The sequence below is a fragment of the Endozoicomonas elysicola genome, from assembly GCF_000710775.1.
GTDB classification, from domain to species: domain Bacteria; phylum Pseudomonadota; class Gammaproteobacteria; order Pseudomonadales; family Endozoicomonadaceae; genus Endozoicomonas; species Endozoicomonas elysicola.
On sequence record NZ_JOJP01000001.1, the window covers coordinates 3200261 to 3224826 of the forward strand.

21 protein-coding genes are annotated in these 24566 nt (G+C 46.4%); 15 read left to right on the forward strand and 6 right to left on the reverse strand.

All coding sequences use genetic code 11. The annotated features are described in order from the left end of the window. Nucleotides 1-29: 29 nt before the first annotated feature. Nucleotides 30-1079: a protease SohB gene (sohB, locus tag GV64_RS13745; RefSeq protein WP_020583501.1), complete on the reverse strand. Its 1050-nt coding sequence runs from the start codon at nt 1077-1079 to the stop codon at nt 30-32. A gap of 222 nt (nt 1080-1301) precedes the next feature. Between sohB and GV64_RS13750 the strand changes: the two genes are divergently transcribed. The 7 genes from GV64_RS13750 to GV64_RS13780 all read left to right on the forward strand — a co-directional run bounded on the left by GV64_RS13750 (nt 1302) and on the right by GV64_RS13780 (nt 8232). Beyond that, nucleotides 1302-1616: an SCP2 sterol-binding domain-containing protein gene (locus tag GV64_RS13750; protein WP_020583502.1), complete on the forward strand. Its 315-nt coding sequence runs from the start codon at nt 1302-1304 to the stop codon at nt 1614-1616. Nucleotides 1617-1855: 239 nt separating this feature from the next. After that, complete coding sequence (locus tag GV64_RS23840) at nt 1856-2314, forward strand: GspH/FimT family pseudopilin (protein WP_020583503.1); 459 nt, start codon at nt 1856-1858, stop codon at nt 2312-2314. A 47-nt stretch (nt 2315-2361) separates the two neighbouring features. Then, entirely contained in the window at nt 2362-2913 is a 552-nt protein-coding gene (pilV, locus tag GV64_RS13760; RefSeq protein WP_020583504.1) for a type IV pilus modification protein PilV, read from the forward strand. Between the two features lie 27 nt (nt 2914-2940). Continuing rightward, a complete protein-coding gene (locus tag GV64_RS13765) occupies nt 2941-3873 on the forward strand; it encodes a PilW family protein (protein ID WP_020583505.1) in 933 nt (310 codons plus the stop codon). A 6-nt stretch (nt 3874-3879) separates the two neighbouring features. Next, entirely contained in the window at nt 3880-4437 is a 558-nt protein-coding gene (locus GV64_RS13770; RefSeq protein ID WP_152554060.1) for a pilus assembly PilX family protein, read from the forward strand. A gap of 70 nt (nt 4438-4507) precedes the next feature. Beyond that, nucleotides 4508-7813, forward strand: coding sequence for a pilus assembly protein (locus GV64_RS13775; protein WP_020583507.1), 3306 nt, complete (start codon nt 4508-4510; stop codon nt 7811-7813). A gap of 23 nt (nt 7814-7836) precedes the next feature. After that, entirely contained in the window at nt 7837-8232 is a 396-nt protein-coding gene (locus GV64_RS13780) for a type IV pilin protein (protein ID WP_020583508.1), read from the forward strand. A 23-nt stretch (nt 8233-8255) separates the two neighbouring features. On the opposite strand, the gene GV64_RS13785 is transcribed toward GV64_RS13780, so the two are convergent. The 5 genes from GV64_RS13785 to GV64_RS23850 form a co-directional block, all read right to left on the reverse strand. Then, the gene (locus GV64_RS13785; protein ID WP_020583509.1) at nt 8256-8606 is read right to left on the reverse strand and encodes a GFA family protein; all 351 of its coding nucleotides are present in this window, start codon (nt 8604-8606) and stop codon (nt 8256-8258) included. Between the two features lie 118 nt (nt 8607-8724). Continuing rightward, nucleotides 8725-9558 (reverse strand): NAD(+) diphosphatase, encoded by an 834-nt coding sequence (gene nudC / locus GV64_RS23845; protein ID WP_020583510.1) that lies wholly within the window; start codon nt 9556-9558, stop codon nt 8725-8727. A gap of 103 nt (nt 9559-9661) precedes the next feature. Beyond that, nucleotides 9662-10378 (reverse strand): DNA polymerase III subunit epsilon, encoded by a 717-nt coding sequence (dnaQ, locus tag GV64_RS13795; RefSeq protein ID WP_020583511.1) that lies wholly within the window; start codon nt 10376-10378, stop codon nt 9662-9664. 37 nt (nt 10379-10415) lie between these two features. Continuing rightward, nucleotides 10416-10856 (reverse strand): ribonuclease HI, encoded by a 441-nt coding sequence (gene rnhA / locus GV64_RS13800; protein WP_020583512.1) that lies wholly within the window; start codon nt 10854-10856, stop codon nt 10416-10418. Continuing rightward, on the reverse strand, nt 10853-11650 hold the full coding sequence (locus GV64_RS23850; protein ID WP_020583513.1) for a methyltransferase domain-containing protein: 798 nt from the start codon (nt 11648-11650) through the stop codon (nt 10853-10855). The genes rnhA and GV64_RS23850 overlap by 4 nt, the downstream gene beginning before the upstream one ends. A gap of 299 nt (nt 11651-11949) precedes the next feature. On the opposite strand from GV64_RS23850, the gene gloB reads away from it, so the two are divergent. The 8 genes from gloB (at nt 11950) to GV64_RS13850 (ending at nt 24542) form a co-directional block, all read left to right on the forward strand. Then, on the forward strand, nt 11950-12732 hold the full coding sequence (gene gloB, locus GV64_RS13815) for a hydroxyacylglutathione hydrolase (RefSeq protein WP_020583515.1): 783 nt from the start codon (nt 11950-11952) through the stop codon (nt 12730-12732). Between the two features lie 42 nt (nt 12733-12774). Continuing rightward, nucleotides 12775-14394, forward strand: a complete 1620-nt coding sequence (locus GV64_RS13820) for a lytic transglycosylase (RefSeq protein ID WP_020583516.1) — start codon at nt 12775-12777, stop codon at nt 14392-14394. 107 nt (nt 14395-14501) lie between these two features. Next, nucleotides 14502-16376 carry an extracellular solute-binding protein gene (locus GV64_RS13825; protein ID WP_020583517.1) on the forward strand — a complete coding sequence of 625 codons (1875 nt, stop codon included), beginning with the start codon at nt 14502-14504 and terminating at the stop codon, nt 16374-16376. Between the two features lie 31 nt (nt 16377-16407). Next, entirely contained in the window at nt 16408-18228 is a 1821-nt protein-coding gene (locus tag GV64_RS13830) for an extracellular solute-binding protein (RefSeq protein ID WP_081622166.1), read from the forward strand. 29 nt (nt 18229-18257) lie between these two features. Beyond that, complete coding sequence (locus GV64_RS13835; protein ID WP_020583519.1) at nt 18258-20060, forward strand: extracellular solute-binding protein; 1803 nt, start codon at nt 18258-18260, stop codon at nt 20058-20060. Between the two features lie 136 nt (nt 20061-20196). Beyond that, nucleotides 20197-22206 carry an extracellular solute-binding protein gene (locus GV64_RS13840; RefSeq protein WP_020583520.1) on the forward strand — a complete coding sequence of 670 codons (2010 nt, stop codon included), beginning with the start codon at nt 20197-20199 and terminating at the stop codon, nt 22204-22206. A 209-nt stretch (nt 22207-22415) separates the two neighbouring features. Further along, complete coding sequence (locus GV64_RS13845; protein WP_020583521.1) at nt 22416-23504, forward strand: microcin C ABC transporter permease YejB; 1089 nt, start codon at nt 22416-22418, stop codon at nt 23502-23504. Nucleotides 23505-23510: 6 nt separating this feature from the next. After that, a complete protein-coding gene (locus GV64_RS13850) occupies nt 23511-24542 on the forward strand; it encodes an ABC transporter permease (RefSeq protein ID WP_020583522.1) in 1032 nt (343 codons plus the stop codon). Nucleotides 24543-24566 lie beyond the last annotated feature (24 nt).

Consider the following 24566-nt stretch of genomic DNA (forward strand, 5'->3'; position numbering starts at 1 on the left):
ACTGTGTAAAATAGAACAATAACCACCTGTCAGGAAAAGAATCGACTGGTATTAAACCTTCCCCACCATTTCATCAGGGTATTATCCAGAGCAGACTCTGCTGCCAGTCCAAGTTTATCGGCAACACCTTTTTTCATCACATATTCAATCTGAACCAGGTCTGCCTCATCCACCTTTTGATAAATGTACTCATCACTGGTACTGATCTCATCAATCAGATTCAGTGATAGCGCTTTCTGGCCGTACCAGATTTCACCCGTAGATACCTGATCAATTTCAACAACTTCCCGCTCAGCCTTTACAAAATCTTTGAACAGTTCATGGGTATCTTCCATATCCTGGATAAACTTCTTCCGTCCTTTTTCGGTATTTTCACCCAGCATGGTTAACGTGCGCTTATATTCCCCAGCGGTGTGCAACTCAATATCAACATCGTGCTTTTTCAGCAGGCGATGCACATTTGGTAGCTGAGCCATGACACCAATTGAGCCTAATACGGCAAATGGTGCAGCAACAATATGATTAGCAACACAGGCCATCATATAACCACCACTCGCAGCTACTTTATCTACAGTTACCGTCAGTTTGATACCCTTATCCCGGATTCTCTTCAGCTGTGATGCTGCCAGACCATAGGAATGAACCATGCCTCCGCCACTTTCCAAACGAACAACCACCTCATCCCGCTCTTTATCAGCTAGGGAAAGTACGGCCGTAATCTCTTCACGCAGAGATTTGACGGCTGATGCCTTGATATCGCCGTGGAAATCGAGAACGAAAACTCTGGGCTTGATCGCTTCATCAGCCTCTTTATTTTTTTTCGCCTTTTTCTCAAGCTTTGCCTTTTCTTTCTCTTCCTTAGCTTCTTTTTTCAACTGTTCTTTATCAAATAATGCATGTTTCAGGTCATTCTGCAGGTGTTCGTAATGCTCGTTCAGGCGGGTAATCTCAAGATGTCCCTTATGCATTTTCTTTGCTTTCTGACCGATTGCGGTGACCAAGGCAACCAAAATCGCTACACCACCAATCAGCGTAACGGTTTTTGCCAGAAACAGAATAAAGTCTGCCAAATACTCCAAAAGGACCTCCTTATAAGGTGTATGAGTTCCAATATTAAAATTGCCTATAGGATAACTGATTTATCAGTGCTGGGGACTATAAAAAATCGTGAGGCAGGAAATACTTTACGCAAGTGAATTCATACAAGTGTTTGAATTGCATTGACACATTCGGCCAATACTCATAACCTTCTTTTTGTTGAAGACAGAAATGCTTAACGCCAAGAAAAAGGATAAGAGAATATGAGCACAGTTGCTGAAATCATTGAGTCCATGAAAACCCGTTTTAATGCTGATGCTGCAGCTGGCCTCGATGAGGTTTTCCAGTTTGATATTGAAGATGCTGATACCTACCATCTGGTTATTAAAGATGGCAACTTCGATATCGTTGCTGGCGTCCATGACGACCCAAGCGTAACACTGATCATGGACAGTGAAACCATGGTCGGCGTGATGTCTGGCGAAATGGATGGCATGCAGGCATTTATGATGGGTAAACTGCGCGCTGAAGGCAACATGATGTTAGCGACCAAGCTTAATGCCCTTTTCCCGAACTGATAGACGACTATTTACTGAAATATTGTCTTAAGAAAAACTCATCCCATAAAAGCCAGCCCTGTTCACTTCCCAGGCTGGTTTTTTATCCTCCAGGCCCTTGCATAATTGTGAAACGTATCTCACATCTAGGCACTACATTGCCACTTATCCGTAAATAGCGACCGTTTATCTCGAATGAAGTGAGAACTCAAGCGGGAAAAGATATACAATTCCTGACTTTTAATAACAATAAAAACACCATGGATGAAAAGATAAGAGAGCGCGTACCTGAAAAATCGGGTGGCTTTACTCTGGTTGAATTGATCATCACCCTCGCAGTGCTGGGTATACTGTCGGCTATTGCCTACCCTTCTCTTACCCAGAGTATCGCCAACAATCAGGTTCGCAGTCAGGCCGAAGAAATTCAAAGCATTCTGGCATTTGCCCGCTCAGAAGCAATCACTCGTGGTACGGATGTCGTAATTTCACCCGATAATGGCTGGGCGGGAAGTGATGGCACGGTAACCGCAAATGGCACTACCATTCTTCAACTTGCCCCCCTTTCCGGTAGCACCATCACGTCAACGGCAACCCAGTTCAGCTTTGATGCACGGGGGCTTTTCACCGGTGCCAATGTTTCTGTCAGTAATACCGATGCTTCTCATACCGCAACAGTGAGTATTGATAGCGGTGGAGCTACATCACTGTCCGTACAGTAAGTGCGGGGCTAGGAATGCCGGATACAACAATATGCAGGGAATGAATCATGAGAAGAAATAATGGCTTTACCATGATTGAAGTACTGGTGGCCATGATCATCATATCAGTAGGACTTTTAGGGATCGCTGGCCTGGTCGTCGAATCCAGAAAGAATATTGTTGAAGTACAACAGCGATCCACTGCCTTACAACTGGCTGAGGATCTCTTGGCCCGAATTAATGCCAATAATTCAGGATTGACGAGCTACAACGGCACTATTACTGCCACCCCAGTTCAGCCGGGAACGCTATGTAACGGTGCAAACTCTAACTGCACACCAGCGCAAACAGCCGCCTTTGACCTCTGGCAATGGGGCTCTGCCCTCTACGGTAATGAGGTACAGACTGCTGCAAATAACAATGCAGGCGGCCTCATTTCACCACTGGCATGCATCAACATCAATAATACCGACGTAACCCTGACCATCGTGTGGCGGGGAAAATTTACCCGCCCCGATACGCGGCCAGCGGTTACTTGCGGAGACGCTGACACTGACTATCGATCAACAGTGGATAATGATCTTCGCCGGGTAATGGTGATAGAAACCACCATCAGCTAGGTGCAGTACATGGATGCGAGGAAAGTCATGATTAAAATCTCATGGGTTATCACCAGTCATAATAGACAACAGGGGTTTACCCTGGTTGAACTGATGGTCGCTGTCACCCTGTCATTATTTCTGCTTGCGGGTGTCGCTGTTCTCTATCTGAACACATTTACTGCTCAGCGTGACAGCAGTGCAATGATTACTCTGAATGATAATGCCCGCACGGCATTGACGATCATTTCACGTGATCTTAGGTCTGCCGGGTATAACAATGGCTTACCTCCAGGAAGCATCAGTCAAAATGGTCTGACGGTTACTGATGATTGCAGCGGCATTGCTGCTGCATTAACCCCTTCCCCCGCATTTATGGCTGGCCGAGCCAGTAACGATATTTTCGGATGTGCTGCAGGGCAGACCGGTAACTATACGGCTACGGATGGCTTGCCTTCTGACTGGCTGCTTTTCAGGGGAACCGTCGGCGAATTGGTGAACACTCCTCTGACAAACACTAATTACCTGGTCGCCAATACCCAGGAAGGCCGTCTTTTTCGTTCAGCCACAGCCCCCTTGATTTCTGACGACCAGCAGGTCCGTGAATATCAGTTCAGCCTGTTTTATCTTCGGGACAATCAGTTAAAACTGACCCGTCTGGCTAATGACGCACTGGTTGAAACCACACTCGCCAACAATATAGAAGCCATGCGGGTATTTCTGGGCATTGATGATGACGGCGATGGCCAGATTAACCGTTACCAGGGAACACCGGCTAACACAAACACCTGGACTGAACAGCAATGGAATGAAGTACAGAGCATTAAGCTCTACCTGCTAACCACAACGGATCAGGTCAATAATTATGAGGACCATCGCACCTACCAGATGGGTGATATTACCGTTCAGCCCGATGGTGATAGTCGTCATCGTCGTTTAGCCAGTACCACCATCTATCTATACAACCATGCCTATCGGTGACCAGAGATGAAACAGTTCAAATCACAACAGAGCGGCATGATTCTGATGGTATCTCTGTTGTTTCTCATGATGCTGACCACGATTGCTGTCACACTGGTGAACCAATCCAGCAGGTCACCACGCATGATAGCCAATGCGGAAATAAAACTGATCACGTTTAATCAGGCGCAGGCAACGCTCAACCAGATTGCCGTTTTGGATATGACTGAATTTGACCGGGGGATCTGTGGCTCAGAACACGCTCCCTATAACCCAATCGATCCAGACAGCTCACTGACACAGGCTCAGCAGACGGCTCATACCTGTGGTGCTAATAATGCAGCACCCAGTCCAAGTATCCATTATCAGGCATCCAGCCAGACAGTACCCCGCAGTGAAGATGCCAGTGGGGTTGGTAAATACAGTGTTGAGTTTTATCAGATCCAAACGGACAGTGCGCAGTCAGGCATAACAACTTCGCTGGCCATGAACACCTATAAAGTGATGTTAGGTGAACAGGGCGGATCGGCGACAGGGGACCAGAACGTCATTGTCGGGATCTCAACGCCAGCGGCAAGTCCATAGAAAAAGATACGAATCATGTCAGGAAACTCTGACTTCAGCATAAAAAATCAATAACAAATTTGGTCGTGGAATGTGGCATAAAGAGATTTTACAACGCATCAAAATGGCAGCAATCGTTGCTGTCCTGTTACAGCATCAGCTTATAGCCAGTGCTGATGATACAGAACTATTTACCGGTGCCAATATTAACAATAATGCCCGCCCCCAAGTGATGATCATTCTTGACACTTCGGGGAGTATGGGCTGGGATGCTCCAAAGGCCGAATACAATTCATCGAATATATATCCATTGCATGACAAATATCCGGACCCTGATGCCTATTATAAAAAGCCAGATAATGCCCCGAAGAGTTCCAGTGAATGTAAAAAGAAAAATGGGAAGTGGAAGTGCCTAGGTAACTATTTAAATTGGTACAAGCAGCCTGTTGAGAAGCGAATTACATTAGCCAGAGAATCCATCAGGCAGTTAATCAACGATAATTCAAATGTTGATTTTGGTTTGGCTGCATTCATTGATGGTGATTATAGCGGTTACGGTGGTTATATTCGTCACCGTATCTCTGAAAATGGCGGTAATATTGTTAATGATTTAAACAACCTGGATCCTGATGGAGGGACTCCCTTGTGCGGCGCCTACTATGAAGTTCTGAATTTTTTCACTGGACGGGATCTGTACAGAGCACAATATACCAGTAGTCGGGACACCAGTGTTGAGAGTCAGGTTGGCAGTCAATACAAAACAACGAATGAATATGGCGATATTCCTGTAATAAAACCATGCCAAAACCTGTATATCATTTATGTCACTGATGGCGAACCAAGTACAGAATCCAGTGTTAACAGCACAATAAAGTCAGACACAGATTTAAAAATTGGTGGTACTACGCGCATTACTTCATGTGCCAAATACGAAGATAATGGCGGTGACATGAGTGAAAACTGCCTTCCGAAACTGGCTGAATATTTAGCTAACCCCGGAGCAGGCGGACTTGATAATGACACCGCTACAGGCAATCAGAAAGCATTTACTTATACAATCGGATTTGCGACTGACCAACAATTATTGAGAGATACAGCAGACAAGGGAAATGGTGTCTGTTACACAACAGTAGGAACCAATACAGACTCAACCACCGGCTGCGTTGTCGTTAATGATATAGCAGCCGCATTCCAGGGAGCGCTTGGAGAAATTCTGCAACAGACAAGCACCTTTGTGTCTCCTGCCGTTGCCGTGAACAGTTTCAAAAGAACGGAATCACTGGATAACGCTTACTATGCAATGTTCCTGCCCTCAGAATCGTCACGCTGGACGGGTAATCTCAAGAAACTGAAGATTTATAAAGGAGACTCAACAACCGGTTGTAATGCCCTTGATATTCATACACAGGGTATAGTGGTTGATCGTGGATGTGACCCAGCATTAGACGATGGCAGCAATCGTATTGCCGATGGCCGCAGCACCTACTGGAATACCATAAATGATGGCAGTGAAGTCGGCAGCGGTGGACTGGGTGCGGCACTGTTAAATGCCCGTGGGACTTTCTACACAAACATTGTTAACAACTCAGGCAATGAATATCTGGGTTCGGTGGACAATATTGATGTTTCAAGATTTGGTATTAGTGATAGCGCAAACTATACCACCGCTAACCTGATTAACTGGATCAAGGGACTCGATAATGATGGCAATACACTCAGTTGGGTGTTGGGTGACATTCTTCACTCCAGACCCGTTACTTTGAATTATGGAGATACCGACGGAACCGGTACCGAATACAATGACACCAACCCAAATTTACGTCTGGTTTTTGGTACAAACTACGGAATGCTTCATTTTATAGAAGACCAGGGTAATTCTGTTGTTGAAAACTGGTCATTCTTTGCGGGTGAAACAGCAAGCAACATTCCAAAGCTCTATGAGAACCGTGATGACGTTGGCCACCCCTATGGGCTTGATGGTCAGGTGAGTGTTATCCGCCTTGATTACAACAATGATGGTAATATCAAGCATACCGATGGTGATCGAATGATCCTCTATTTTGGTATGCGCAGGGGAGGCAACAGTTATTACGCCATTGATGTATCCAATCCGGACGGTGCCCCCACCCTGCTCTGGCGTATTGACAATCAAACTGCTGGATATTCAGAACTGGGGCAAAGCTGGTCCACTCCAGTACCTATGATTATTCCGGGTCATCGTGAAGTTATTTCTACAACAGAATCAGGCATCACAACAAACACCATTAATTACAAGTATGTACTGGCATTCGGTGCAGGCTATGACAGTACAAATGATGATGATCGTATTGGCGAAGCTTTCACAGATGCCAATGGTGATACGCATACCGTCAGAAAGTATTCTCAAAAAGGACGAGGGTTATTTTTTGTTGATGCGGCAACAGGAGCGCTCGTTAAATCGTTTACAGCACCGGATGATATCTCAACTGCAAACTCGGTACAGTACGAAAGCAGCCTTCTCAAATGGAGCGTTGTCTCATCACCTGCCCCCATGGACAGTAATGGGGATGGCCTGATTGATCGGGTTTATTTTTCCGATACTGGCGGCAATGTGCTCAGGATTGACATTGGCAAGGTTTATCTGGATGCGAACGCACCTAATGCAGAAAGCTCAATATGGTCAATGATAAAACTGGCAAAACTGGGTGCTGATGAAACTGATGTACGACCTTCACCGGATCTGAGCAGTGATCGACGCTTCATGTACCAACCGGAACTTGTCAGAACCACCTATCGTGGCACCGCTTATGATGCTGTTGTGCTAGGAAGCGGTAATCGAGCTAACCCTATGGCAACTACCAATACTGACCGCTACTACGTCATTCGCGATAGGAACATTTTTTACACTCGGTTTGGCAACTGTAATAGCTGTACCACTCCGCCCGGAGTGATTACCAATAACGACTTGTACGATGCCAGCAGTAATCTGATACAACAGGGAACTGATGAACAAAAAGCAGGAGCTCTGTCATTACTGGACACTAAAAGTGGCTGGTATATAAACCTTTCTGCTTCAGGTGAAAAAACAACAACAACGGGCGATGTATACAGCGGCCAGTTACTGTATAGCACCTATTCACCGTCATCTGCCCCTGGCGCAAATATATGTACTCCGAGTGTTGGGTCCAGTCGTTTTTATGTTTTAGATTTGCATACTGCATCAGCCATACGTGATGTTGATGGGGATAATGACAAGCAGGCTGATGATCGCTTTTCTCTGCTTTCTGTTGTTGGTACACCGGGTGATGCCACCATCGTCTCCCTTGGAGAAGGCAGCAACCTGATCGATTTGAATACCGGATACAGCGGTGCTGCTAACGAGGTTGGTATTCATCGCAATGGCTGGATCGAACAATAACAAGACAACAGGAGTACAATAACATGCGAAATGCATCAGGCTTTACGCTGATCGAATTGATTATTGCGGTGGTTATTGTCGGTATTCTCGCCTCTATTGCACTGCCAAGCTATCAGAGTTATATGCAGAATGGTCGAAGAGCCGAAGGTCAGTCGGCACTGCTGGACATTGCTGGAAGACAAGAGCAGTTTTTCCTGGATAACCATCAATACACTTCTAATTTGACCAACCTTGGCCTGAATGCTAACCCCTTTATTTCTGAGGATGGCTGGTATTCCATCAGTGCTGCCTGTGGCAATGCTGGTGATGCATTTGCCTGTACTGATGGGTTTGTCTTGATTGCCACGCCCCAGGGGGGCCAGGTATCCGATGGCAACCTGGGTCTGAACTCATTAGGCAGCAAATCGGGGAAGTGGTAAGTTTCAATATTGATCAGCTGATTTTATAGCGAAGCACCATTGAAAATTTCATACGGTATTGATAACGAATCGATGTTTTCCAGGCAGCCAATATTGATTCGGTAGTGATCTTTCTTACGCAGTGTCTGGTGAAAAGGATAGATTCCACAGGCACGGCAAAAGTAATGCCTGGCAACTCCACTGCCAAATTCATAGTGTTCAAGTAAACCCTGTTTATCGTCAATGTACATCTCGTCTGGATCCACTATAAATGCCGTCATGACGGCACCTTTGCGAACACAGATCGAGCAGTTGCACCTGAGCCCTGAGTCAATTTCCGGCCCCTCAAACTCAAAGCTGATTGCTTTGCAATGACAACTTCCTGTGTGCTTCATTTAATCTCCTCCTTTTTGTTTTATTTATCAGCCAGAAGTCAGCTTAATCTTTCATGATCAACCTGTTGCAGGATTTTGAGATAGTGCTTTATTGATTGATAAATATGATTGGATAATATCACACAAAAACATCCACCAGCTTTCTGGCGATGGTAAATTCCGGTGGCAGGTCTGGCGGGTTATCTCGATGGAACCAGCCACCAAAACAGAGCTCTTCCTCTTCGAGAATAAGTTCACCACTTTTATATTCCGCATGAAATCCCATCATCAATGAGTGAGGAAATGGCCAGCTCTGACTGAAACAGTAATGGAGGTTTCCCAACCTAAGACCCGTTTCTTCAAATACCTCTCGATGAACGGCATCTTCAGCACTCTCACCTGGTTCAATAAAACCCGCCACCAGCGTATGCATGGTCGACTCTTTACCATGGCGATGATGTCGAACCAGAAGCATTTGATCTCCCCGCGTCACCAGAACAATGACACAGGGAGAAATACTGGGGTAAGCATGGTGTCCGCATTCAGGGCAAACCATTGCCCACTCCCCCTCCTTTTCCCGCGTGTGATGACCACAACAGCCACAAAAGGCATGTTCACTACGTGATGTCAGGATTTGCAGGCCATGGCTGATAAAGCTATAAGTCGTTGAGTCTGACACGGACAGTAATGACCTGAAACTTACCGTTTCAGCTTCGATCGCCAGAGTTGTGAGTTCAACAATTCCAACGGCCTTTCCATGAATATAACCCGTGACTATCTCATCTTGTTTTATCACCGACTGAAACTTTTCAAGACGGTACCAGAGGAAATTTTCTCCAGAGCCTTCGTCATTAAGAACAACCTGCCCTTCAAACAGGACCAGCCAGCACTCAGCACTTAGTTCCGTTTTCATACCTTGCAAAGGCAAATAGTTCACGTTGAATACACCGTTATGATCATGATCCAGCTGCAAAGCTGACTCCTTGATTCCGTTCCATATATTGCAGGGTAGAAATATTTGTAGCAGGGCTATACGACCGTACTAGAATAGTCAGCCCTACTGAAGTGGCAGCCGCCTAGTCGTTAGAAAGCCAGAGGCAATTGCCAGACTGTTTCTGAATCTGTTCCAGCTTGGTTTGATGGTTCTGCAACTCAACCTCACTGGCAGAAATAACTCGAAGTCCAGGTCTGCCAGCAGCAAGACGTCGAATCTTACTGCCTCCCTCCTCCGAATCTTCATCACCATCTTCACTGTTGCTGAGAGACAGAGCGGTCTGCCCACCAGTCATCGCAAGATAAACTTCAGCCAGAATCTCGGCATCTAACAGTGCGCCGTGCAATGTCCGTGAAGAGTTATCAATAAAATAGCGCTTACATAAAGCATCCAGGTTGTTTTTCTGTCCTGGATGTTTTTTGCGGGCAAGAACAAGCGTATCAAGTACGCCACAACAATCTTCTACCTTTGGAAAACCTCGGCGAAGCAGCGAAAATTCATGATTAATAAAGCCGGTGTCAAACGGCGCATTATGAATAACCAGCTCAGCACCACGAATAAACTCAAGAAACTCATCAGCAATGGCACTGAACACCGGTTTATCTATCAGAAATTCATTGGTAATACCATGAACGTCAATGGCTTCCTGCTCTACGACCCTCTGAGGATTGATATAGACATGATAATGATTGCCCGTCAGTTTACGGCCGATCATCTCTACACAGCCTATTTCAATGATTCTGTGCCCCTGTTTGGGGTCGATACCGGTAGTTTCTGTATCAAGAATTATCTGTCGCATGGATCAACTTTTCTCAAAACGGTTTCAAAGTAGCTGCTCACTTTTTGAAAGCTTCAGCGCCCTTACAGGCCAGCTGATCTGCAATTTCATTTTCACGGTGCCCTGCATGGCCTTTAATCCAGCGCCAGTCTATGTCATGTCGTTGACTCTGCTCATCAAGCAGTTGCCAGAGGTCCTGATTTTTCACTGGCTGCCTTGATGCCGTTTTCCAGTTTTTACGTTTCCAGCCTGCAAGCCATTCCGTAATCCCCTTACGTACATACTGAGAGTCAGTGGTAAGAATAACGGTACAAGAACGCTTTAAGGCTTTCAGGCCCTCAATAGCTGCCATAAGCTCCATGCGATTGTTCGTGGTTTCTGGCTCACCACCATAAAGCTCTTTCTCAACATTGCCGTAACGGAGCAATACACCCCATCCACCAGGACCGGGATTGCCCTTACAGGCACCGTCTGTGAAAATTTCAACTGTTTGACTCAAGAAGAACTCCAGTCCTTACTAACTCTACCTGCACTGGGCCGTGAGAGAGGTTGACCAACAAACCGTCTTCTCACATCGGACCAGACCTTTCTAACTGGGGTTAACCCTGGCGTTTCACGAGTTGCAATCATCATATAAAAACCACCAACCGGCAGCTGAAATTGCTCGAGACGCTCTTCAATCAAGTCACCTCGCAACCCCGTGAAAAACTTTTTCAGAGGGTATACATAACCACCATAAACCACTTTTTCGACACTGAAATTTAGCAGTGCCAGCCAATCTCTGAGCCTGGATGGTGATATAAAATGAGCATCCCTCAACAAACTGCGTTGACCGGGTACACACCAGCGAGTGATATTACTCAGGCTGTATGGGTTAAAACCAATAATTACCAGTTTGCCATCCGGTATGATGGTATTGGCTGCTTCACTCAGCAGGCGATGAGGGCTGTCCGCAATTTCCAGTGTATGCTGCAACAAAACCAGGTCAAGGCTGCCTGGAGACACTGGCCAATAGAGAGGGTCTGCAATAATTTGAGGTCTTGGACAATCAGCAAGGTGAGCTGAACTCAGTATAAACTGCCGCCGAACCGGACTGCTGGACATAAGATCAGCTCGCCAGGACGCGGAAAACTGCCCTGCATGGAAACCAAATATCGTACTGAGTTCTCTCTCCAGAAGACTCCGTTCATAACTCACCAGAATTTTTCCGGAGTCGGTCTCCAGCCAATGCCGCAAGTCTCCAATTCGATCAGAGAGACTGCTTTTTGTCCTTTTTCCAAAACATCGAATCATGCAAATTATTGTACCAATAGAAAGCCAGCGTTTTTTCAAACCTAATGTATATAAGGGCCAGCAGAGTAATTACAGTATTCGAGCAACCTTCTCAAATCAACAGGGGCAAAACAGGCTACTTTTCATAACCATGTTTCTTCATGTTAACCTCACTGCTTCCCAGTTTACACTGAAAAAATTCATTAATGTTGGGTTAACGATGACTCCACATGATACCGACATTCTTATAGTATGTGGTTCATTCAATGACCTTCCCCGTGCAATGACGATCACAGGGATGAAAGTAAGGACATAAGGCAATGCTGATCATATCTCCGATACCTGCATTTGATGACAACTATATCTGGATGTTTCATTCACCGGATAGCAGGAATGTTTATGTTGTTGATCCTGGTGATGCCAAATCTGTTCAACAGGTACTGGACGAACGTCAACTAAACCTTTCCGGCATTTTGATCACCCATCACCACTTTGATCATACCGGAGGGGTCAAGGAACTCACCATAGGCAAAAATATTCCGGTATATGGGCCTGACAACAAGAATATTGATAGCATAACCAATACGCTGCAAGATGGTGACACCATCAACCTGGATGGAAATCTGTTCAACATTGCTGCAACACCAGGCCACACGCTTGACCATATTGTGTACTTTACAGAAACTGGTGAAAAAGGCTGCCCCGTACTTTTCTGTGGAGATACACTCTTCGCAGGTGGTTGTGGCCGGTTGTTTGAAGGGACTGCAGAGCAAATGTATGCCAGTCTGTCGCGCCTGGCAGCACTTCCCGGCAATACCCGCGTATACTGTGCTCATGAGTATACTCAGGCCAACCTGAAGTTTGCCCAGGCTGTCGAGCCTGAAAACCGGATCCTGAAGGACTATGTGGAAGAAGTAGCTGAACGCCGGTCTGAAAATCAGCCAACAGTACCATTCACACTTCAGAAGGAGCTGGCAACTAACCCCTTTTTAAGATCCAATCAGCCCGATGTTATTAAGGCTGCCTGTAACAGGGGAGCACCCTCAAATGCCGAACCCGCTGAGATTCTAAGGGTAATCCGAGCATGGAAGGATAATTTTTGATAGTGGTAAAATAATGAGCTGATAACTCTCAGAAACAGATATATGACCAAAACCCCCTACTCCAAAGGCCAGCGAAATTTTCAATTTGGCCCTACCGTTCCAAAACGTGCACTGCCAACGCTGGCCTTTTCCCTGTTTCTGACGGGTTGCCAACTGGTTAACACACCATCGACCTCGTCGACTCTCTCTTCAGAGAAAAAAACCTCAAAGCCTGTTGTAGAAAAGGTTGAAGCCCAAAAGCCGGTGAAGTTGGTCCCTGTTAAAGCACCCGTGGTGGTTGATAATCTCTGGGTTCGGATTCAATCCGGCTTAGCCATGGACCTCAATCAGAACAACAGCCGAATCCAGGCCGAACTGGAGTGGTACAAACGACACAAGTCCTACTTCAGCCAGATTTCCAAACGGTCAGAGCCATACCTCTATTTCATTGTTAAAGAAGCAGAGGCCAGAAATGTTCCACTGGAACTGGCACTGATGCCTATTGTTGAAAGCAGCTTTGATCCTTTTGCCTATTCCCATGCTGGCGCTTCAGGACTCTGGCAGTTTATGCCGGAAACTGGCGAGTATTACGGACTCAACCAGAACTGGTGGTATGACGGTCGCCGGGATGTTGTGCATTCAACACGCGCTGCACTGGATTACATGCAGAGCCTGTACAATATGTTTGGAGACTGGGAACTGGCACTGGCCGCCTTTAACTCCGGACCAGGTCGGGTTCAACGAGCCGTACGAAAGAACAAAAAACTGGGTAAATCAACACGCTTCTGGGCGCTGGACCTTCCCAGCGAGACCACAGCCTATGTTCCCAAGCTGATCGCCCTTGGAAAAGTGGTTCGAAACCCTTCGAAGCATGGCGTCAAGCTCGACCATATCCCAAACAAACCCTATTTTGCCAAGATTCAGACCAGTGGTCAGCTGGACATGGCAAAAGCATCAAAGTTATCGGGTGTTGATCTTGAGGAACTTTATCGACTCAACCCTGGACTGAATCGATGGTCCACCCCCCCTGAAGGCCCTCACCATCTGGTGGTTCCAGTAACCAATGCTGAACACTTCCGTACGCAACTGGCAACCCTGCCTCCGGAAGAACGTTTAACCTGGCATCGATACACGGTCAAGGCGGGTGATACGCTTGGCACTATTGCCATGGAGTACCGTACCAGCGTTAATGTCATAACCGATGTTAACAAGCTCAACAGTACGATCATCCGTATTGGTCAGGGATTGATGATACCAGTGGCAGCCAAAGCCTCTGAATCTTATACACTCAGTGCCAGCCAGCGCCTTGCAACCAAGCAGAACCGTGCGGTGAACGGTCGTAATAAGGTGGAGTACCGGGTGAAGTCCGGCGACAGTTTCTGGACCATTGCGCAGAAATACAATGTCGGCGTTAATGAGCTGGCCCGCTGGAACAATATGTCGCCCAGAGACACACTGCGGATTGACCAAAAGCTGGCTATCTGGAAGAAACGGAGTACCGATAATGCCGTTGTCCGAAAAGTGAACTACAAAGTTCGCTCCGGTGACTCTCTGGCGAAAATCGCCTCAAAGTTTAACGTCAATGTCGATCAGATCCGGGACTGGAATACTGATATGAATGGAAGATACATTCATCCCGGCCAGCAGGTAACATTATTTGTGAATGTAACCCGCAACTTCTGATCTTTAGCTTCCCACTGACTAGGTGAAGTCAAGTAATCCGGCTCCATCTATCTCCACCTTCCGGCAGCTGCTATCCTGATAGCTCTGCTGCCGGAAGGAACAGTTATTTGACCGATCAAAAACAACAACAAGCCTGCTTCCTCTTTCTGTTACTATTCAGCCCCTTCATGCTTGCCATCGTGCATGCAGAAAACAAAGAAAGCTCGTGGCAACATGCCTTGTACCTGTTTGATTCACCCAAATACTCCAACGGCTTTAATGCATTCGATTATGTTAATCCCAGTGCTCCCAAGGGAGGACATCTTCGGCTGGCTGTACATGGAACCTTCGACACACTAAATCCCTACAATGGCAAAGGTGTTCCGCCCTCCAAAGTAGCCGCAGTCCTCAAATACGGTTTCAGTGAATTAAATGAGCCCTTAATGGCAGGCAATGGAAGCTATGCTCCCTCTATGGATGAGCAGGAAATTGCCTACGGTTTAATTGCTGAATCAGTCCGTCTTGACAAAGATAAAGGCCTGCTGGAATTCAAGCTTAATAGAAAGGCCAGATTTCATGATGGTCAGCCAATTACCAGCAGTGATGTAGTATTCTCATTCAATCTACTGGCATCGTTACCCTATGGTCGCTTCGCAGGGTTAAATAACCAGATAGAAAACATAACAACCCCCTCCCCTTCACATGTTATTTTCCACCTGAAAAAGCCATCTCCCATCGCGCTTCCGCTCCATATTGCCGAGTTACCGGTATTGCCTGAACATTATTGGAAAAATAATGACTTTCATAAAACAACACTAACCCCCCCATTACTGAGCGGCCCTTATAAAATCAATCGCATTGCTGCAGGCCAATGGGTAGAGTTAGTCAAGGTTAATGACTATTGGGGTGAAGCGCTTTCTGTCAACCAGGGGAAATATAACTTTGACCGGGTAACACTCTACTTTTACCGTGACCTGAACATGGCCTTTGAAGCATTTAAAGGAGGTAATGTAGACGTTTACCAGGAAGTGCAAGCCAAAAACTGGGCCACAGGTTATAACTTTAATGGCGTCAAAGAAGGCAATGTCATTCGACAGGAAATACCACATAAGATGTCTTATGGCACACGCGCCTATGTATTTAACATGAGAAGGCCTTTTCTTCAGGATCGAAACGTCAGACAAGCCATCAGCCTGATGCTTGACTGGAATTGGACCTCCAAAGCCATCTTCTACAATGCCTACACTCGAACAAAGAGCTACTTCCCACGTATCCCCGAAGCTAGCCTGAGCAAACCTTCTGCTGCTGAAAGCCAATTGCTGAAGCCATTTTCTGAAACCCTTCCTCCGGAGTTGTTTACCAGCCCATTCCCTTTTCAAGAGACACCTGGAAATGGCGTTCAACACCCGCAAAGGAGGCAGGCATTAGCCCTGCTGAAACAATCAGGCTGGCAATTAAAACAAGGCAAGCTTATCCATAGCGTTACACATCAACCCATGAAGCTGGCCTTTATCCATTACGGCGATTCACAATTTGAGCGAATCATCTTCCCGTTTATTCAAAGCCTGAAAACCATCGGTATTGAGGTAACCCTGAGCCGTACGGACCTGACTCAGTATTACCGGCGTCTGAAGCAACATAACTTTGATATGACGCAATTTATCTACCCATTGCGCCACCATCCCGGTGAAGAACTGATGGATTTTTTTCACTCCAGCAGTGTCAATAACAACGATGGCAGAAGCTTGATGGGTATTAGAGACCCGGCAGTTGATTACCTGATTGAGCAAATCATTAATGCAACGGATAAAAATGCATTAGAAACTGCCACAACAGCCCTTAACCGGGTTTTGCTCTGGCAGCATTACGGAATACTGAACTGGAATGGTACTACTCACCGCATAGCCTGGTGGGATCACTTGAAAAATCCGGGAAAATTTCCACCTTATGGTTTCAGCCTGAATACATGGTGGACTGAAAAAAATAACTCAATCAGTCGATAAGCCTATCAGCATAGGCATTGAGGTTCTCCAAATGCGGTTATCATTATCAAGGCTCAAGACACCGCTGCTTCTCCGCGCGTTGCTTAACGGCATCACTCTATTCGCCATTTCAGCATCTACCATGGCTGAAACGATTAAGTTACAACATGCCATCAGCCTTTATGGTCAACCCAAATATTCCGAGAATTTCCAGTTCTTTGATTACGTAAACCCCAGGGCACCAAAAGGCGGTGAATTGAAACAAGGCGTCATTGGCCATTTTGACAGTCTAACCCCTTACATAGACCGTGGTACAGCAGCCGCTGGCAGTCACCTTATGTACGATACGTTGTTGGCCAGATCCTGGGATGAACCACTCACAAAGTATGGTTTGATTGCCGAGAAGATAGAGCTGGACCCGAAAAATGAGTGGGTGGCCTTTTACATCAATCCCCTGGCCAAATTTCATGATGGCCAGCCGGTTACTGCCGGGGATGTTAAATTCAGCTTTGATCTGCTCCGGGAAAAAGGCTCAACATTCTACAAACACTTTTACCAGGATATTGAAAAGGTCGAGGTCACCAGTAACAACAGGGTGCTCTTCATCTTCAGACACAGTCATAATAAAGAACTTCCCCTGATACTTGGCCAAATGCCAATCCTCCCAAGACATTACTGGGAAAAAAGGGATTTCTCATCACCAGGCATGGAAATACCCGTAACCAGCGGCCCATACAAACCGATACGTATAGAGCCAGGACGGTCCATTACCTTTGTCCGCGTTAATAATTACTGGGCAAAAAACCTGCCCGTCAATGTTGGCCGACACAACTTTGACCGCATTCAGTATGAATATTATCGAAATACCAATGTTCTGCTCGAAGCGTTACAAAAAGGTGAATATGACCTTAAAACCGTGAGTGATCCCCGTGTATGGCATGACCAGCTGAGAAATGAATCACTGGAAAAATATCAACTGATACGATCCTCGCTGACCAACCATAACCCACAGACGTTAACGATCACCTATAACTCTCGAAGACCCCTGCTGTCTGATCCAAACGTCAGAGAAGCACTGGGTTACGCCATCGAGTTTGAATGGATTAATCAGCACTTATTCCACAGTATGTACAAAAGAGCTGACAGCGTGTTTGCAGGGACTGAACTGGGAGCATCCGGAAAACCTTCCGAGCAGGAGATAGAACTGCTTTCAACCTGGCAATCAGAAATCCCGCAGGAAGCACTTAATCAGGTATGGGTGCCGCCCGGCAGTGAAGCAGGCATGACCCGTCGTGAGCGTAAAAGGAGAGCCCTGTCACTACTGAAGCAAAGTGGATGGAGCATCAAGAAGAACCAATTGGTCAATAGTGACGGAAAGCCACTGGAGCTTGAGATCTTATTATCTTCTCCGGAAGATGAGCGCATTTTTATTCCAGTACAAAAAACACTGCAAGGTATGGGGGTCAGACTCAATATTCGGACAGTGGATGTGGCCCAATACGTAGAAAGGGTTAGAAGCCAGGACTTTGATATGGTCATGTACACCTTTCCCCATACCCCCTCACCCGGTACAGAGCAGGCAAGCCTATGGGGCTCAAGTACTGTTGATCAGCACGGTTCAAGAAATATTGCAGGCATAAAACTGAAATCCATCGACACACTGACAGAAAAAATACCCCAGGCCAACTCCCGCAAAGAACTATTATCACTGATCAAGTCAATGGATCGAATTATTCTGTGGAATCACTATGTCCTTCCACTCTGGTATCAGCCGGACTGGTTGGTAGTCCATAAGAAACAACTGAAATACCCAAAAAATCCTGCCCCCTATGCACTGGATTTGAGCACCTGGTGGTATCAATCGGACTTGTAAGTGGTAAACCATAAAAAGGAACCAGTCATATGGCTGACTTTTTAAGAAAGGGATTTGTTTTAATAGCCCTGACATTATGGCTAAACACTCAGGCAAGCCCTATAGAAAAACACTCAACTACTGCTCATGGTCTGAGTTTTCACAATACGCTTAAGTACAGCAATCACTTTACACATTTTTCCTATGTTACCCCCAATGCACCTAAAGGAGGCATCCTCCGTAAAGGCGTCACGGGAACTTTCGATACATTCAACACTTTCGCGCCAAAAGGGATCTGGGCAGATGGCAGTTACTTTCTCTATGACTCATTAATGGTGAAATCGGGTGACGAACCCTACTCAGTTTACGGGCTGATCGCTGAACATATTGAATACCCCAATGATTTCCGGTGGGTCATTTACCACCTGAACCCTGATGCCCGATTTCATGATGGTACTCCAATCACCGCAAGTGATGTGGTATTTACCTTCGAGTCACTGAAAAAGAGAGGACCGCCTCACTATAAACATCTTTATGGAATCATTAATAAAGTGGAGGCTATCAATGCCAAAACAGTCCGTTTCAGCTTCTCAGAATCACCGGCTAAAAGTCTGGTTTTACGACTGTCTCAACTTCGTATTCTGCCCGCTCATTACTGGCAAAAAGAAGAGAATGATCTCTTTAAAGCAACCATGAAACCACCTCTGGCCAGTGGTCCTTATAAGGTTAAGGACTTTAGTCCAGGTCACTATGTCGCCTATGAACGGGTTAAAGACTATTGGGCCGCTGACCTGCCCATTAATAAGGGTCGGCATAATTTTGATATCATCAGGACCGACTACTATCGGGATGATGGCATTGCCCTTGAAGCCTTCAAAAAGGGTGAATTTGACCTGCGCATCGATGCCAATCCCCGAAACTGGTCTCAGGCGTACAAAAGAAACAATGTAAAGCACACGACATTCATTCAGGAAAAGATTTTTAACAAAAGCCTGGGAATGCGAGCCTTTGTATTCAACTTGAGAAGACCTGTTTTTGCGCAGAGAGATGTCAGAAAAGCGATATCAATGGCGTTAGACTTTAACTGGATGAATCAGCATCTCTTTTTTGGGATGTACTATCAAGCGTACAGCCTTTTCTCTAACTCAGACCTTGCTGCTACAGAGCAACCTTCTTCTAAAGAAAAAGCACTTCTGACTCCGTGGAAGTCGGAGCTTCCTCCGGAACTGTTCGACATCCCCTGGACACCGGTGGAAACGGATGGCACTGGAAACTGGCGTAAGAATAAAACCCTTGCTTTGCAGCTGTTAAAGGCTGCAGGCTGGTCCTACAAAAATAAGAAGGTACTGGATAAAGATAACAAACCGCTTAAATTTGAAATTCTTCTGACAGATCCAGACTATGAACGTTTTGTGATTCCATTCGCTCGAAATCTTCGTGAGCTTGGTATCTCTGCCACAATAAATACCGTTGATACGTCCCAATACATTAACCGCGTCAGGAAGTTTGACTTTGATATGCTCATTCACGGTTTCTACCCAAGTGTTACACCAGGCACCGAGCTGAAAAACTTCTGGAGCAGTACCAGTGCTGACAGTGAGGCAGGGCAAAATTTGAGCGGAATAAAACTGGATGTATTGGACAACATGATTGATAAAGCCATCAATGCAGAATCCAGAGAAGAGTTAATGTTGTATACCCGGGCAATTGATCGCATTGTGCTCTGGCACTATGCAGTGATTCCTCAATGGTACCTGCCCTATTGGCCGATGGTCTATCGGCCAGGCCTGAAACACCCTGATGTTGCTCCTCCCTATGAAAATGGCTTAAGCACCTGGTGGCGGGAATTTTGAAAAGCACTTAGCATAAAACCAGTCACGATTACAAAAGCATTACTGGTACTTAACAACAATCCATGGTTAAGTCTATATTAGAACGATTGCTTATAAACAAGACTCCTCAGAGATTTTAAAACACTAACGGTTTCTTATGATGGTAATGAACTCTGGCTCTCTCAAAGCGGCAACACTGACCTTGGGAGTTTTACTCTCCTTTACTGCCTATTCTTCAGGCAGTTCTTCAGCCAGATCGTCCGAAACAGCATCCGATATATTATCCAGTACTGACGCAGAAACAACGCTGGTCCTCCACGGCGATGCAAAGTACGGACAGCCGGGAACAACCTTTACACACTTCGACTATGTCAATCCTGATGCGCCAAAAGGTGGCAGTGTGCGAATGGCTGCCAGCGGTACTTTTGACAGCCTGAATCCCTATACCAATAAAGGAACACCCGTCACCGGCATAGGTCTTGTTTACGATACGCTGATGACCCAGAGCCGGGATGAACCCTTTTCTCTTTACCCTCTTATTGCAGAGTCAGCAGAAAAGGCAGCGGATAATAGCAGCATCACTTTTAACCTAAACCCACGCGCACGTTTCCACGACGGAAAAGCCATTACGGCCAATGATGTAAAATACACGTTCGAACTGCTTACTCAAAAGGGGCACCCCTTTTATCGCAGTTATTATTCCGACGTAGAATCCGTAACAGCACTTTCTGACAGCCGCGTTCGCTTTAACTTCAAACATTCTAACAACCCGGAATTACCTTTTATTCTCTCAGAGCTTCCAGTCTTGCCAAAACATCACTGGGAGCTGGAGGAAAACGATTTCTCCTCAGCCTCTCTTAAGCCGCCTCTCGGTAGCGGCCCTTATCAGGTCATGAACGTTGATGGTGGTCGCAGCATTACCTACCACAGAGTGAAAGATTACTGGGCACAAGATCTACCCGTGAATGTGGGCCGTTACAACTTTGATGAGATCAGTTATGACTACTACCGGGATGAACATGTTGCCCTTCAGGCGCTGAAAGCGGGAGAGTACGATCTGCGATATGAGAATGTGGCCAAAAACTGGGCTACTGCCTACGATGTTCCCGCTGTACACCGGGGTGATCTTATTCTGGCAACAATCCCAACCCGTAACCCTGCGCCCATTCAAGGGTTTGCTTTTAACCTGAGACGTGACTCTTTTCAGGATCCACTGGTTCGCAGAGCCATTGGTTATGCATTGGATTTTGAGTGGTTAAATCGCAACCTTTTTCATAACAGCTATATGCGCTCACGCAGCTATTTTGGTAACTCTGGAATGGAGGCATCGGGCATTCCTGAAGGCGAAGAGCTTAAGTTGTTACAACCCTGGCGCAGTCAGTTGCCTGAAAAGCTGTTTACTGAGCCTTATACACTGCCAGTTACAGACGGTTCTGGAAATATCCGCCCACAGTTGCAGAAAGCCCTGACACTTCTGAAAAGCGCAGGGTGGTCTCTCAACAAGAACAAGCTGGTTAGTTCTCAGGGCCAACCTCTTAAGATCGAGTTACTGATCGCCCAGCCTTCCCTTGAACGAGTTGCACTGCCTTTTAAGAAAAATCTTGAACAAATGGGTATAGAACTTAATATTCGTACAGTTGATCTATCCCAGTACATTAACCGTATCCGGGACTTTGATTATGACATGATCGTTGTGGGCTATGGTCAGTCTGCATCTCCAGGGAACGAACAGACCGGTTTCTGGGGCAGTAAAGCAGCCGACACCAAGGGCAGTAGAAACTATATGGGCATTCAAAGCCCAGTCGTTGATGCCATGATTGACAATGTTATTAACGCCGGTAGCCGGGAAGAACTGACCACTGCCGTTAAAGCGCTGGACCGTGTCTTGCTCTGGGGAGAGTACCTGATCCCACAATGGTATTACCCTTACGACCGGATTGCGCACTCCAGCAGATTGTTGAGACCAGAAACAGACCCATTGTACAGTACCGATATTTATACTTGGTGGATCGACAATACAACGTCACCAAAGAATGCGGTAAAGGTGAAAGATGCTCCAGACTCTTCCGCAAGTTCACCACAAAGCAACATCCCATGGCATTATTCAGGTCTGATATTGCTGGGCCTGATCCCGCTCTGGATGTATCGACGTAGAAAAAACGGTTAAATTCACCAATTAGCGCCAGAGAGCCGTGAGGCTCTATAACTAGAGGTTTTTTAGTTACAAACAGGCGACGCCCTGGAGCTTAGACAAACTAAGTGACCGGGCCGGGCTGGTGCTCCAGTCAGTGACTGGAGCCAACGCAGTAGTAACGTCAAAGCCGACGTGTATAAAGAAAGTCTAGGAGAATCACCAATGCATAACAGGAAGTCTCCATGAGCAGTTATATATTGCGACGACTTGCTTTGATGATCCCGACCCTGCTCGGGATCATGCTGGTTAACTTTGCCATTATTCAGGCAGCACCCGGTGGTCCGGTAGAGCAGATGATTGCCAAGCTTGAAGGTTTTGAAGTCAATGCGATCAGTCGTATTGGTGGTTCCAGTAATGCGGAAGTCCAACAGATGAGCCTGGATGAAAGTGGTGAGTACCGTGGACGCAGGGGGCTTGATCCTGAACTGATCAAAGATATTGAGAAGCTCTACGGTTTCGATCAGCCGGCCCATGAACGCTTTCTGAAAATGATCAAAAATTATCTCTCCTTTGACTTTGGAGACTCCTTTTTCAGAGATGCCAAAGTTATTGATCTCATCAAGGAGAAGCTACCGGTTTCCATCTCTCTTGGACTCTGGAGTACCTTGATTATCTACCTGATTTCTATCCCCCTGGGTATCCGCAAAGCCATTAAGCACGGCAGTCGCTTTGATATCTGGTCCAGCGCCATCATTACCACGGGTTATGCCATTCCCAGCTTCTTATTGGCTATTTTATTGATCGTACTGTTTGCCGGCGGCAGTTACTGGAACTTCTTCCCACTCAGGGGGCTGGTATCAGATAACTTTGAAGAGTTGAGCTTTTTCGGCCAGATCTGGGATTACATCTGGCATATGATTCTGCCTGTTATCTGCATGGTCATCAGCGGTTTTGCCACGCTGACGATGCTGACCAAAAACTCCTTTCTGGATGAAATCCATAAACAGTATGTGCAAACTGCCAGAGCAAAAGGCCTTGATGACCGGCGGGTGCTTTACGGTCACATCTTCCGAAATGCCATGCTTCTGGTCATTTCCGGTTTTCCCGCAGCCTTGATTGGCATCCTGTTTACCAGCTCCCTGCTTATTGAGATTATTTTCTCTCTGGATGGTTTGGGTCTTCTTGGGTATGAAGCAGCAATAAACCGTGACTACCCGGTGGTTTTTGGCTCCCTCTACATTTTCACGCTATTAGGCATGCTGATTAAGCTGGTTGGCGACCTGACCTATGTAGCAGTTGATCCCCGTATTGATTTCGAAGCCAGGGACTGACGTTGAATGATCAAGTTTACTCTTAATCCGCTGAACCAGCGTCGCTGGCAAAACTTTAAGCAGAATCGACGTGGCTATATTTCACTCTGGGTTTTCTCCATCCTCTTTGCCATCACCTTGCTGGCAGAAGTGGTTTCCAATGATAAGCCACTGCTGCTCTGGTTTGATGGCAGCCCTTACTTTCCAACTTTTGTCACCTATCCTGAAACCACCTTCGGTGGTGAGTTTGAACTGGAGATGGATTACCGTCAGGACTTTGCCAGAGAATTGATCGAGCCGAAAGGCTGGATGCTATGGCCCCCCATCAGATACAGCTATGACACCATCAATTATGCTCGAATTGCCCCCGCCCATCCGACTCTAGACAACTGGCTGGGTACTGATGACCAGGGACGTGATGTTCTGGCCAGAGTGATTTACGGCTTCCGAATCTCGGTACTGTTTGGTCTTGCCCTGACATTGTTCAGCACCATTATTGGTGTCGCTGTCGGAGCACTACAGGGGTTTTATGGTGGAAAAATTGACCTGTTTGGTCAGCGTTTTATTGAAATCTGGTCAGGTATGCCTAATCTCTATCTCCTGATCATTCTGTCCAGCTTTGTTGAGCCCGGCTTCTGGTGGCTATTGGGAATCATGCTGTTATTCCAGTGGATGGCATTAGTAGACGTGGTACGTGCAGAGTTCCTGAGAGGTCGAAACCTGGAGTATGTGCGAGCGGCAAGAGCCCTGGGTATGACCAACGGCCGCTTGATGTACAGGCATATATTACCCAATGCAATGATCGCCACTGTTACCTTTATGCCCTTTATTCTGACAGGGGCCATTACCACCCTTACCTCTCTGGATTTCCTGGGTTTTGGCCTGCCTGCTGGCTCGCCATCACTCGGAGAGCTGATTGCCCAGGGTAAGAACAACCTTCAGGCTCCCTGGCTGGGTATCACTGCATTTCTGGTTATGTCCATCATGCTCACTTTACTGGTTTTTATTGGTGAAGCCTGCAGAGATGCCCTGGATCCCAGAAAATACTATTCCAACTAACGAACCTCCATTAAGAGCCCCAGA